Here is a 13,253-nt window from a genome sequence, read left to right as displayed (position 1 = left end):
ATGAACTTTAAGTGTTAAGCAGTATTGATGTATGCTAGCATTTTGTTAAGAGGACAGTCATTAAAGACATTCTGGATTGGGGAGGGGACTGAACATGAATTTTGGAACAGTTGGGACAGGCTGGATTACGGATGCTTTTATTGAGGCCGCCAAGGAATCGTCAGACTTAACGCATACCGCTGTTTACTCCCGGAAAGCAGATAAAGCGGAGGCCTTTGCACGCAAGCATGGTACGGAAGACATTTTTACCGATTTAAATGAAATGGCGGCCAGTGACGCTTTGGATATCGTCTATATTGCATCACCGAACTCGCTTCATTATGAACACGTGATAACGTTTTTGAGCCATCAGAAACATGTCATTTGTGAAAAACCGATTTTTTCCAATACGCGTGAGTGGGAAAAAGCTTACAAGACTGCTGATGCCAATGGTGTTTTTCTGTTCGAAGCCATGCGCAATCTGCACGCACCTAATTTTGCAAGTTTGCAGGAAGGTTTGCGTGAAATCGGTCAGGTCCGCAGTATGATTTTGCCGTTTGTCCAGTACTCCTCAAGATATGACAAGTACTTGTTGGGTGATGTGCCGAATATCTTTACGACAAAATTTTCGGGTGGCGCATTGGTCGATCTGGGCGTTTATCCGCTGTCACTCGCCGTTGGTTTGTTTGGCAGGCCGACTGATGCAACTTACTTTCCGTTGAAGCTCGAGAGCGGCGTGGACGGCAGTGGTACACTCGTTCTGACTTATCCGGAATTCACGGGAACGATTCTCTGTTCAAAGATAGCCCAGTCCTCCAACACGTGTGAAATCCATGGTGAGAAAGGGAGGCTAGTGTTTGAAAATGCAGGGGACATGTACCAGCCAAGAGTGATTATGAATGCCTCCAAGGAAGAAGTTCCATTACGGGCAGATGATCATCCGAACAATATGGTATACGAAGTAACAGCGTTTGCCCGCATTATTGAATCCGGGGATATGAATGCGTACAACTGGCTAAAAAACGTCAGCTACGATGTATTGGCCGTTACGGAAAATGTTCGGTATGACAGCGAAATTATATTTGATTGTGAGAAGTGATGAGGAGGGCCTTAGACAGGTCCTTTTTTCATGCATGGATTAGGGCCGGGTAACCCCCGGACCTTGTATGCTAAAGCAAGCCAAGCTGTTTAAGACCATATGCAATGCCGTCTTCTGTAACAGTTGCTGTTTTATGTTTGGCATAACGAAAAAGGTCTTCATGGGAATTACCCATGGCAAAACCTTCACCGACAGCACCCAGCATTTCTTTGTCATTCATGCCGTCACCAAAGGCTATGGCCTGTTCGCGGGATAGTCCCAGAAAAACGAGAAGTTGTTCAACTGAATAGCCTTTGTTGACATTTTTCCGCAGAATATCATAGCTATGTTCCGCTCCATTTACATGAACCGGTGACAGGCGCAGATTGGACTCGATTTCATACAGGGGGACTTGTTCCAGTGAGACATTAAGGATTGTCGCCCCTAATACTTTATCGGTTATGTCAGGTGTGTATGCTGCATTTTGTTTCAGGTTGAATACATCGATAAACTGACTGATAAAAGGCCGGTCCAGATTTGTGAAATAGTTCTTATCACGCGTATACATAATCAGTTCGTTATCATTACGTGCTGCGATTTCGATAAATTTTTCGATATTATCCTGGGGCATCGGTTCGTTGACAATCGTTTCACCTTGATAAATCGCAAAAGCACCGTTATAGGCAATGAATGAATCGATATCCAGATCTCCTGCCAGAACGCTAATTTCATGAAGCGGCCGGCCTGTGGCAAGAAACACCTCAACACCTTGCTTTTTTACTGAAGCTATTGCTTGTTTTGTGATTTCGGAGTATGTATGATCCGGTTTTAAAATGGTACCGTCAATATCGAGAAAAAGAATTTTGTATGTCATGTGGCTCTCCTTGTGTTTTTATAATCTATAATGCATTTTAGCATAATGCCATTATGTTTGGCGAAGGAATGTTTTAAATCATTATTTTAGACTAGTCCAAAACACTTATGGAGGAGGGTATTACGATGGCAAAGCCAAATTGGTTCTATTCCCTGCTTCAGACGACAGCCGATTTATTACGGGGGTCGCAATATCACGTTGATGGCGGAATGGGTGCCTTATAACCTTAGAATTTTCAATGTCGTTCAATTATCGGACAGCTTCCTTACATATGTAATTTTTAACAGGGGTAAATTGCCCGGCCGTGCCAAATAATAGTCTTGAACAGGCTAATCTCAGCTGTTCGAAATCCCACGAGGAGTGATCAGTTGTGGCAGATAACAAAAATGATTTGTTGGTGACTGGAGCAGAGGAAGCAATGGAAAACATGAAACAGGAAATTGCTCAGGAATTTGGTGTCCAGCCCGGAGCAGATACAACTGCACGTGAAAACGGCTCTGTGGGTGGCGAAATGGTCAAACGTATGATCAAAATAGCCGAATCAGACATGTCCGAAAGCCATCATAGGCATTAAACGGACTTGTACTGGTAAAGCCGTTCCATTTTTATGGGACGGCTTTTTGTATATGGGCAGTAACTCTTCCTTGTAAAAATTGTTGCATGACCGGCACCCTGAAGGTCCTATCCCCATACTGATTAAAGTTTCACGATATTTTTGTTGGAAAGTTAAATATTTCATCTTCTATAAATGCAAATAATATGAGAAGATAAGACATATCTTTATAACAGTAGTCCATTTATTAATGAAGGGAGATTAAACTATGGAGTTTGGTATACTTTCGCTGCTGCCTCCTGTCATAGCGATTGTACTTGCTCTCATTACTCGGAACGTTATTCCAGCTTTATTTGCCGGCGTATGGCTGGGAGCAACGATGATGTATGACTGGAACCCGTTTATGGGGCTATATGCAAGTTTCAGTGATTTTATTATTCCGAGTGTAGGGGATCCATGGAGTGCGACAGTGCTGATTTACTGTGGGTTGTTTGGAGTCTTGATTGCGTTTCTGCAAAAAACGGGCGGTGCGACTGCTATTGCAAATGCAATTTCGGGCAGGGTGAAAACAGCCAGAGGTACACAAGGTTCAACGATGTTATTCGGTCTCATAATTTTTTTCGATGATTACTTTAATGCACTCACGGTTGGAAGTGTTATGCGCTCGGTGACTGACAAATTGCGTGTATCCCGTGAAAAGTTGGCCTATGTGGTTGATTCAACGTCTGCTCCGATCAGTCTTTTAGGGCCGGTTTCAACCTGGGTTGTTTTTGTAATGGGATTGATAGGTGCACAGTATGCGGAGTTAGGTATTTCTGAATCAGAATATATGACGTATATTTTTACCATTCCATTTAACTTTTATTCCATTTTGGCTATTATTCTTGTTGCCATCATCATTTATATGAAGTGGGATTTTGGACCAATGGCACAGGCAGAATACCGTGCGAGAACGACGGGTAAATTGCTGCGCGATGATGCAACGCCGCCATCTGATGATGAAATGATGGATGTTGAAATGCCGGAAAACTACACGCCTAAAATGCGAAATATGATTGTTCCGCTGGTTGTACTTATCGGTATGATTCCGCCATTATTTCTGTGGACCGGTGGTTATCCGGAGCAGAATTTTGTGACCGCGTTTGGTGAAGCTGATGGTGCAACGTCGATACTGATCGCAGCTTTTGTGGCTGGTCTTGTTGCGATGCTGATGGGTATGCAACAGAAACTGTATTCATTCAAAGAGGCTATGTCTCTCATTGTAAACGGCTTCCGGAGTATGGTGCTTGTTTACATTATTTTGGCACTCGCATGGTCGATTGGCGATATAACGACCGAACTTGGTACAGCTGAATATATCGTTAATATTGCTGAACAGACTGCATCATCAGCAGTCATTCCAGTCTTGATATTCATCATCAGTGCAATCGTTGCGTTCACCACCGGATCATCATATGGAACATTTGCGATTATGATTCCAATTGCAATGCCGCTTGCCGCTTCCATGGATATATCGATGTATTTGGCCATTGCAGCTGTTTTCAGCGGTGGCATTTTCGGGGATCATTGTTCACCGATTTCTGATACGACTATCCTATCTTCAGCAGGTTCGTCCAGTGACCTTGTTGATCACGTCAATACGCAGATACCGTATGCGATCACTGCCGGAATCAGCGGTATTATTTCCTTCCTGGTCGCAGGGATATCGGGTTCACCGGTATTAGCGCTCATCGTTGGTGCTGTTACACTGTTTATCCTCGCTTTCATTCTGAATAAAATGTGGGGTAAACCGATACCGAACGAATATGAGACAGCAGAATAAAACGAATCTGTGCTGATTGTAAAAAATCGTCTCGAGTGTATGACGGAAAAGGATTGCCGGCGTATCGTCAGTCCTTTTCCGTCTTGTTTTTTAATAACTATTCAATCCAGTTCTCAATCGGGCCAATAACCGATTTCACGCCGCAAAAAATTGATTCTTCTGAAAAATTGTGGTTGTGTTAGCATTAAATTGACTTTGTATCAGCGTATAGATAAACTGGTATATAGTTGATTAAGATATGTTGAGGTGATTTCATGTTTAATTTGGCTTTAGTTATGGGCATTTCATTACTGGTTGTCATTATGATTATTAATATTATTATCACCGTGGCATCGTCAAACAGCGGCTATGGTATTTACGTGCCTGCAGTGATAGCATTTGTTGCCGGCATCGTTATGGTGACAATCTCATCATTTGTTAAAATCGAAATGATTGGTCTTGGTTTTGGCGGATGGGGTGGTGCCAGCCTGTTTGCAGCTGCGATCGGGTTCATCGTGACATCACTTGTTGAAACTTATCGAAATGCGTAATTGAATCGTAACTGATTGGATATCTGCCTCTGTCATGAAGGCAGATATTTAATTATTCAGACTCAAATGAATTTGATTCGGAACCAGAACGCGTATCCAGTATCACATTTTTCAGTGTCTCCATAGTTACAGTCCTACTGAATGTTATCACGTAATAGAGGATTAAGTTTTCAGGTTTTCCTTTCAGGGTAAGTTGTGGTTAGACAGTAATTTCTGAAAGGATGAATGGGATGATACGAACTATATTAATGATAATAGGTGCTATTGTTGTGATTGGCTGGATTCTTTCACTATTGTAATTTAAATCCCTGCAGTAAGAATACGACATTTACGAACAGTTATCTCCTTTTTCCGGGAGGTTACGCCCGTTAGATGCGGGATAACCTTTTCTGTGTCATATTATATTAAAAATCCCTAATAAAATAAGCAGGAATGGAGGTAGCAAAATCAATTTCTGCGTCCATTTTTTTGCTGCCAAATGGTGGCCGATCCGAATACCGCATAACAACAGCAATCCGCTCATCAAAGCAATTGACAGGGCGGTTGCGATAGGTGAATATCCCAGCATTGCAGCACCTAATCCCGCTCCAAATGCATCAATTGCCAGAGCTATACCGAGCAGAACCGCTTCTGTCAACGAAATGCTCCCGGACTGATCCAGGTCTGCCTGCTGCGGCTGACTCATGACGGTTTTAAAATGATTCCACGTTTCATCCTCTGAAGATGTTACAGCAGGCGGCTCTTGCTTGGAACGCAATACATTATATAAACTGTAAACACCAATGACCAACAGGATAATTCCGCCTATATTATCCGCTATACCGGGTGTGATAAATGATTTAAGCACATGGCCAATTGTCATTGAAATATAGACAATCAAACCGGAACAGAACATAATAATTCCAATAGCTGCAGGCGGCACGCGAACACGCCGCATTCCATATGACATACCGACGCCAAATCCGTCAATACTGACTCCGATAATTAACAGGATTAATCCGGTATAATAAAGCATCGATATCATTTTCCTTTCGTAACTGTGTCTTTCATAGTGTATGGGAATGACAGGATCGTGTGAAAGGCGCACATATCAACGCAAATTGTGTTACAGTATTAGAAGAAAATTTTAGAGAGAGGAATTTATTTTCTATGAGTAAAACCGTTGTATTAGCAGAAAAGCCTTCCGTCGGCCGGGACATTGCCCGCGTGCTGAACTGTAAGAAAAAGGGAAACGGCTATATGGAAGGATCGAAATATATCGTAACGTGGGCGTTGGGGCATCTGGTTACCCTAGCTGACCCGGAAATGTATGAGGATAAATGGAAAACATGGCGTCTCGATGATTTGCCAATGCTGCCGGACCGTTTAAAGCTTGTTGTCATTAAAAAATCCGGCAATCAATTTAATGCGGTCAAAACACAATTGAATCGCAAAGATGCCGGCGACATTGTGATTGCAACTGACGCCGGTCGTGAAGGTGAGCTCGTTGCCCGTTGGATTATTGAAAAAGCGCGTGTCAATAAACCAGTCAAACGTCTCTGGATTTCTTCGGTTACTGATAAAGCTATTCGGGAAGGCTTCAACCATTTAAAACCAGGCAAACAATATGAAAATCTCTATGCATCAGCAGTGGCACGTTCAGAGGCAGATTGGTATGTCGGGTTAAACGCAACGCGTGCACTGACAACAAAATTCAACGCCCAGCTGTCGACAGGCCGTGTGCAAACCCCGACATTGGCGATGGTGCGGACGAGGGAGAAGGAAATTAACGCATTCAAGCCGCAGACATATTACGGTATTGAAGCGAAGACAAGCGCCGGTATGAAACTGACATGGCAGGACGGCAAAAATAACAGTCGTATTTTTGCCGAAGATAAGGCGGAAAAACTGCTCAATCAATTGAAAGGAAAGACGGGTAAAGTTGTAAACATTAATAAAGCTTATAAGAAAAAACATGCACCGCAATTGTATGATCTGACGGAACTGCAACGGGATGCCAACCGTATTTTCGGATTATCCGGAAAACAAACATTGTCTCTCATGCAAAAATTGTATGAACAGCATAAGGTTCTCACGTATCCAAGGACTGACTCACGCGTGCTGTCAACGGATATTGTACCGACACTGAAAGACCGGGTGAAGGCAGTTAATGTTGATGACTATAAACGTGTGGCGGGCAAATTAATGAACAAGCATTTTAACCTTCCGAAATCAGTCGTGAACAATGCGCAAGTATCCGACCACCATGCGATCATCCCAACAGAAGAACCTCCCGTGCTGGGTGATTTGAACAATCAGGAACGGAAAATTTATGATCTTGTTGTGAAACGGTTCCTCGCTGTTCTGTCCGATCCTTATGAATACGAACAGCTTACCGTTGAAGTGGATATCGGCGGCGAACGTTTCACGGCGAAAGGAAAAAATATTAAAAAACAAGGCTGGAAAGCCATTTACAATGACAATGATGAAGCGGAGGAACAGTTGCCTGACGTTCAGCAGGGTGCAACATTATCGGATGTCAGCATTAACATGACAACCGGTGAAACGAAACCGCCGGAACGTTTTACCGAGGGCGCGCTCCTGCAGGCAATGGAAAATCCGGTACGCTATATGAATCAGGATGAAAAGCATCTTGCCAAAACCATCAATAAAACCGGTGGGATTGGTACTGTGGCCACACGTGCTGATATTATTGAAAAATTGTTTAACAGCCAGCTGATGGAATTGCGGGGCAAACATATTTTCACAACATCAAAAGGCCGGCAATTGCTTGATCTGGTACCGGAAGATTTACGCTCACCGGCACTCACCGCTGAATGGGAAAACAAACTAAGTCAGATAGCGGAAGGCAAATTGGATAAAAAGCATTTTATCAGCGAGATTAAAGGTTATACAAAAGAAATCGTCCATGAGATAAAAACGAGCGATGAAACGTTTAAACATGACAATTTGACCGGCAGTAAATGCCCGAGCTGTGGCAAGCTCATGATGGAAATTGATAATAAGAAAGGCCGGATGCTTGCCTGTCAGGATCGGTCATGCGGTTATAAGAAGAATATATTCAAACGAACAAATGCCAGATGTCCGAACTGTCATAAGCGGATGGAACTGCGTGGTGAAGGTGAAGGAAAAACTTTCACATGCCAATGCGGGCACCGGGAAAAACTGTCAACATTCAACAAACGGAAGGAACAGGAGAAGAACCAGAAAGTCTCCAAAAAAGATGTCAATAAATACTTGAAAAATCAGGACGACGGGTTTAAAAATAATGCCCTGGCAGACGCCTTGTCCAAGTTAAAAGAATGAATCACGGACAAGAATCCTTGCATCAGCGAGGGTTCTTTTTTTAAGATTAAGTTTATAATGCCCATTAGAGGAGGTGTTGTAATGGCGAACGAAACAAACCAGGAAAAAAATGCCGGGTTTGCCCGATTTCTGAATGTTATAGAACGAATCGGAAACAAATTGCCTGATCCATTCATGTTATTCGTCTTTCTAGCCATAATGATTATTATAATGTCCGGGTTTATCTCATTATTTGACGTGACGTTTACACAGCCCGGAAGTGACGAACAGGTGTCGATTCGGAATTTGCTGTCGACTGAAGGGATACAGTTCATCGTCACATCGGTCATCGAAAATTTTGTCGGGTTCGCCCCACTTGGAATCGTGCTGACGATGATGCTTGGTGTCGGGCTTGCAAATAAAGTCGGATTGCTGGAGGCGGTTATTAAAAATACCATTCTTCGTGCACCACAAGCACTGGTTACGTATGCGGTTGTGTTCACCGGTATCATTGGCAATCTTGCTGCCGATGCTGCATTCGTTATTGTCCCACCGCTTGCGGCTATGGTGTTTTACAATGTTGGCAGGCATCCTTTGGCCGGACTGGCTGCCGGATTTGCCGGAGTGGGCGCCGGTTTTACAGCCAATGTTACCGTAGCCAACACAGATGCTGTTTTATCCGGAATATCAGCAGAAGTGATGCAAACCATTGAAGGTGCGGCAACGGTCACGCCGGTTGATAACTGGTACTTCATGCTCGTTTCGTCACTTGTGCTCACCGTGACAGGCGGCTTGATTACGGAAAAAATTGTTGAACCAAGACTTGGCCATTATGATGGTGGTATGACAAGGGAGTTTGAAGAAACCACCCCGGAGGAGAAAAAGGGGCTTCAGAACGCTGTTATTGCCGCTGTTATATACATTGGATTTCTGGTTTTCATTGTGGCTTGGCCAGGATCACCGCTTCGCAACGATGATGGTGGTATGATCCCATCACCATTTATCTCCGGTATCGTCCCGATTATCATGCTGTTTTTCATGACGATTGGTATCACATATGGCGTCACATTGAATAAAATTGAGAATACCCGGTCGATTGCCAAATATATGGGAGAAGCGATGAAAGATATGTCCGGTTTTATTGTACTTATTTTTGCTGTGTCACAGTTTATAGCCTATTTTGAATGGACAAATATTGGATCGTGGCTGGCAGTGACGGGCGCATCATTTCTGCAATCGGTTGAGATGACGGGCTTGACAGTTGTCGCCATGTTTATTTTGCTGAGCGCTGTACTGAATCTGGTGGTCTTCAGCGGGTCTGCCCAGTGGGCCCTTCAAGCGCCTGTCTTTCTGCAAATGTTTTATTATTTGGATTACCACCCCGCATTTATCCAGGCAGCCTATCGCGTTGGTGAATCATCGACAAGTGTTGTGACGCCGATGAACCCGTATTTTGTTATTGTATTGGCATTTATGAGAGAGTACGATAAAAAAGCCGGTCTTGGAACACTGATGGCGCTAATGTTGCCGTACAGCATGATTTTTTTGGTTGTCTGGATAATGCTATTTTTAGCTTTTGCGTTTCTGGGTATTCCATTTGGCCCGGGAATTGGTATTCACGTTTAAGTTTGAAAACAAGGGGGGGCCTGAAATGAAAATAAAAGGCGCAATTGATCAGGAAACACGTTGTGAACACTATCATGCTAAAAACGATCGAATCGCGATTAAATTCTACTGTTGCGGTGATTATTTTCCATGTTTTAAATGTCATAAGCAATACGGTTGTGGCGATGAAAAGGTCTGGCCGCGCAAAGATTTTGACCAGAAAGCGATTCTGTGCGGGAACTGCCAAACAGAACTGACGATAAACGAATATCTCGGGAGCAGTTACCGCTGCCCTTCTTGTCATGCAGCCTTTAATCCAGGCTGTGCATTGCATTATCATCTGTATTTTGAAAAATAAGTACTACAAGCAGTTTACTTGCCGGTGCGGTATCATGTATCATTAGGTAGAGATACGGAAGGAGGGTATGATAGTGGCGTTTGTGATACTGGATCCATGCCGTGGTGAAAAGTCCGGCGAATGTGTAACGGTCTGTCCGGTTGATTGTATCGAGGAAGGACCGGAGCAATTTTACATAGATCCGGATGTGTGTATTGATTGTGGCGCATGCGTATCAGTATGCCCGGTCGATGCCATTGTTGAAGAGTATGATATGACTCCCGAACAGGAAAAATACCTGGATGAGGCAGAAGCATTTTTTGCTGACAGGTGACCGTTCATGATAGATGAAAAACCCTTGTATATGTCTTCCTGAGGACATGGTACGAGGGTTTTGTTTTGCTGAATATTGTGCTGTTTATGAGGATACGAAGAGGTTTTAATTTGAAACCTGGTATTTTAATTGAGCAATATCACGTTCGTTGTGGACTGTCTTATTCCAGATATGATCCTGATCAGCCCGCAGGATTTTAAATTCATCCATAATTTCACGGTGACGTCTGTCACTCTCTGTTTTCATGGTCCATTGGTCTTCTTTTAACGTATTCAGATCTTTTTTCATAGCAGATTGTTCATTTTCAATCCCGGTCAATCTTTCCTTCATTTCAGCCTGTTCATTTTCAATCCCGGTCAACTTTTCCTTCATTTCAGTCTGCTCAGTTCGCATGCTGCCAACCATGGTGATGAGCTGGGAAAGCATGTCTTCCATGTGCGCCATTTGTTTATCCATTTATTTCACCTTCTTCTGCTCCAGTATACATTTTCTTCTGATAGAATACTATAGAACATCTATTCTTTTTCGACTTTTTCTGCAATTTTACTGGCAATCCAGCGATCAGCAGTCGAATCTTCCACTTCATACGTTTTGCCTGCACGGAGGAGTTCGCCGTGGTACATGGTTTGTACGTTCATTTTGACTTTCTTCATGGGAATGCTCCTTTGAATATATGCTGATTTTAATAGTATAACATTAATTCGAACGTCACCAGAACGAATGAAATTCACAGTGATTCGCTAAAGTTCACAAAAAGCCGCTGAAGGTCACAGCTTCAGCGGCGATTTCGAATGTATTCCCATGCTTTCGCCGTATCGGTCGTTGGCTGATGGCATGCAAAGTTTTCGCATACGTAAATCGTCACTTCACCATCCAGCTGTTTATATTCGGATGTGAAGGGCGCGATCTCAGCCAACTGCTCTGAATCGTTGCTCGCAAGCAGTGTTACATCAGGCAAAAACAATTGTTGAAGTTCTGAAGTGAATGACCCCGCTGCACCGAGAATAACCACTTCTTTTGTTGGATTTTCCATCAACAGCAGGCTCTGAATGAAATGGATACCCGCAACGGGAACTTGACCAATGTCGTCGTAAAAGCTGTAGTACATGCCGTCCAGTTTATCCAGATAGGCTGTTTCGCCTGTCAAATAGCCTATTTTGCCGAGCATGACAGCTGCCACCCCATTGCCTGAGGGAAGAGCGCCATCGTAAACTTCTTTTTCCCGTGACAGCAGTTCTTCGCTGTCATATCCATTGAAGAAGAAACCACCCTGTTCGTTATCCCAGAATAAATCAATCATCTCTTCGGTCAGGTAGCGTGCCTGTTTCAGATAGGGCAATGAAAACGTTGCTTCATACAGTTCCTCATAAGCCCACAGTAAAAAGGCGTAATCATCCAAGTAACCGTTATATTTCACTTCGCCGTCACGATAGCGCGCCATAACCCTGTTATCCTGAATAAGATGCTGTTCAATAAAATGGATACTGGTTTCAGCCGTCCTTGTGTATTCCGGTTTTTCAAAAACTTTACCGGCTTTGGCCAGTGCGGCAATCATCATGGCATTCCATGAAGTCAGGATTTTATCATCCACATGCGGATGAACGCGCTCCTCACGTGCTGACAACAGTTGTTTTCGGGCAACATCCAGTTTCTGGTGAAGTTCGGTTAATGTTAAACCATGATCCTCTGCGATTTCTTCCATATCAGTGCTCAGCAAGTTTGGGATATTTTTTCCTTCGAAGTTACCTTCCAGTGTCATGCCATAAACGGATGTATACAAATCACCGTATTCTTCACCAAGGATGTTAAAAATCTCATCATAATCCCAAACATAATATTTGCCTTCAACGCCTTCTGAATCAGCATCAATCGCTGAATAAAAACCGCCTTCCGAACTGAACATCTCCCGCATGACAAATGTAATGATCTGCTCACTGATTTCTTTATAATGCGGGTTGCCGGTTATCTGATAACATTCCGTATATGCCATCAGCAGCAACGCATTATCATAAAGCATTTTTTCAAAGTGCGGAACGAGCCATTTTTCATCGGTGGAATAGCGTGCAAAGCCGAACCCGACATGATCGTAAATCCCGCCGCGAGCCATGGCCTGCAATGTGCTTTCGGCCATTTCCAGTGCAGCGGTGTTACCGGTGAAATGATAGTACCTCACGAGATACAGCAAATTCTGCGGTGTTGGAAATTTTGGTGCTGAACCAAAACCGCCATACGTGGAATCAAAGCGTTTTTCAAGTTGTTCGAAAGCTTTGTCTGTGATGTCTTTAGTCAGCCGGTGATCACTTTTGGCCGAAACAGTTTTCGCCAGTGCATCGGTCACACTTTTAGTCACTTCGGCGATACGGTCGGGATCCTGTTTATATTTTTCATAAAGCTGTGTGATAACGTCCATAAAACCGGGCATGCCGTATTTGCTGTTGCGCGGAAAATATGTCCCGGCATAAAACGGCACTTTATCCGGTGTCATAAAAATGGATAGCGGCCATCCGCCCTGTCCGGTCATCATTTGGCAGACTTTCATATACACTGAATCAATATCGGGCCGCTCTTCACGGTCGACTTTGATGGCAATGTAATGATCGTTTAAATAGGATGCCACTTCCTCATCCTCAAACGACTCATGGGCAAGGACGTGACACCAATGGCAAGTGGAGTAGCCCACCGAAAGAAAGATCGGCTTATCTTCCTGTTTGGCTTTTTCGAAAGCTTCATCTCCCCATGGAAACCAATCTACAGGGTTATAAGCATGCTGCAACAGGTATGGACTTTTTTCATTGACCAATCTGTTAGCATGACGATGCTCTTTAGACATGGTGACATCATCTCCTTTCTGAATTA

13 protein-coding genes are annotated in these 13,253 nt (G+C 43.5%); 8 read left to right on the top strand and 5 right to left on the bottom strand.

What is annotated here, in order from left to right:
* The first annotated feature begins 94 nt into the window (after positions 1–94).
* Positions 95–1,078: a Gfo/Idh/MocA family protein gene (locus Len3610_RS10775; RefSeq protein WP_176447953.1), complete on the top strand. Its 984-nt coding sequence runs from the start codon at positions 95–97 to the stop codon at positions 1,076–1,078.
* A 70-nt stretch (positions 1,079–1,148) separates the two neighbouring features.
* On the opposite strand, the gene Len3610_RS10770 is transcribed toward Len3610_RS10775, so the two are convergent.
* Positions 1,149–1,931, bottom strand: a complete 783-nt coding sequence (locus tag Len3610_RS10770; RefSeq protein ID WP_176447952.1) for an HAD family hydrolase — start codon at positions 1,929–1,931, stop codon at positions 1,149–1,151.
* Positions 1,932–2,301: 370 nt separating this feature from the next.
* Here Len3610_RS10770 and Len3610_RS10765 point away from each other — a divergent pair, with 370 nt between their 5' ends.
* The 3 genes from Len3610_RS10765 to Len3610_RS10755 all read left to right on the top strand — a co-directional run bounded on the left by Len3610_RS10765 (position 2,302) and on the right by Len3610_RS10755 (position 4,836).
* Positions 2,302–2,505, top strand: coding sequence for an alpha/beta-type small acid-soluble spore protein (locus Len3610_RS10765; RefSeq protein WP_176447951.1), 204 nt, complete (start codon positions 2,302–2,304; stop codon positions 2,503–2,505).
* A 247-nt stretch (positions 2,506–2,752) separates the two neighbouring features.
* On the top strand, positions 2,753–4,306 hold the full coding sequence (locus Len3610_RS10760; RefSeq protein ID WP_176447950.1) for a Na+/H+ antiporter NhaC family protein: 1,554 nt from the start codon (positions 2,753–2,755) through the stop codon (positions 4,304–4,306).
* Between the two features lie 254 nt (positions 4,307–4,560).
* The gene (locus Len3610_RS10755; protein WP_176447949.1) at positions 4,561–4,836 is read left to right on the top strand and encodes a hypothetical protein; all 276 of its coding nucleotides are present in this window, start codon (positions 4,561–4,563) and stop codon (positions 4,834–4,836) included.
* Positions 4,837–5,230: 394 nt separating this feature from the next.
* Here Len3610_RS10755 and ytaF read toward each other — a convergent pair whose 3' ends face one another.
* A complete protein-coding gene (gene ytaF, locus Len3610_RS10750; protein ID WP_369693568.1) occupies positions 5,231–5,851 on the bottom strand; it encodes a sporulation membrane protein YtaF in 621 nt (206 codons plus the stop codon).
* 134 nt (positions 5,852–5,985) lie between these two features.
* Between ytaF and Len3610_RS10745 the strand changes: the two genes are divergently transcribed.
* From Len3610_RS10745 to Len3610_RS10730, 4 genes are all read left to right on the top strand, one after another.
* Positions 5,986–8,142 carry a DNA topoisomerase III gene (locus Len3610_RS10745; RefSeq protein WP_176447947.1) on the top strand — a complete coding sequence of 719 codons (2,157 nt, stop codon included), beginning with the start codon at positions 5,986–5,988 and terminating at the stop codon, positions 8,140–8,142.
* 81 nt (positions 8,143–8,223) lie between these two features.
* Positions 8,224–9,747, top strand: a complete 1,524-nt coding sequence (locus tag Len3610_RS10740) for an AbgT family transporter (protein ID WP_176447946.1) — start codon at positions 8,224–8,226, stop codon at positions 9,745–9,747.
* Between the two features lie 25 nt (positions 9,748–9,772).
* Entirely contained in the window at positions 9,773–10,084 is a 312-nt protein-coding gene (locus Len3610_RS10735; protein WP_176447945.1) for a CHY zinc finger protein, read from the top strand.
* 73 nt (positions 10,085–10,157) lie between these two features.
* Positions 10,158–10,397 (top strand): ferredoxin family protein, encoded by a 240-nt coding sequence (locus Len3610_RS10730; protein ID WP_176447944.1) that lies wholly within the window; start codon positions 10,158–10,160, stop codon positions 10,395–10,397.
* A 105-nt stretch (positions 10,398–10,502) separates the two neighbouring features.
* On the opposite strand, the gene Len3610_RS10725 is transcribed toward Len3610_RS10730, so the two are convergent.
* The 3 genes from Len3610_RS10725 to Len3610_RS10715 all read right to left on the bottom strand — a co-directional run bounded on the left by Len3610_RS10725 (position 10,503) and on the right by Len3610_RS10715 (position 13,227).
* On the bottom strand, positions 10,503–10,853 hold the full coding sequence (locus tag Len3610_RS10725) for a hypothetical protein (protein ID WP_176447943.1): 351 nt from the start codon (positions 10,851–10,853) through the stop codon (positions 10,503–10,505).
* 59 nt (positions 10,854–10,912) lie between these two features.
* The gene (locus tag Len3610_RS10720; RefSeq protein ID WP_176447942.1) at positions 10,913–11,050 is read right to left on the bottom strand and encodes a hypothetical protein; all 138 of its coding nucleotides are present in this window, start codon (positions 11,048–11,050) and stop codon (positions 10,913–10,915) included.
* A gap of 122 nt (positions 11,051–11,172) precedes the next feature.
* Positions 11,173–13,227: a thioredoxin domain-containing protein gene (locus Len3610_RS10715; RefSeq protein ID WP_176447941.1), complete on the bottom strand. Its 2,055-nt coding sequence runs from the start codon at positions 13,225–13,227 to the stop codon at positions 11,173–11,175.
* Between the last annotated feature and the right edge of the window lie 26 nt (positions 13,228–13,253).

The sequence above is a fragment of the Lentibacillus sp. CBA3610 genome, from assembly GCF_013373365.1.
GTDB lineage: Bacteria > Bacillota > Bacilli > Bacillales > Amphibacillaceae > Lentibacillus.
Note: the sequence above shows the minus strand (reverse complement) of the source record. Positions and strands in the feature narration are given on the sequence as shown.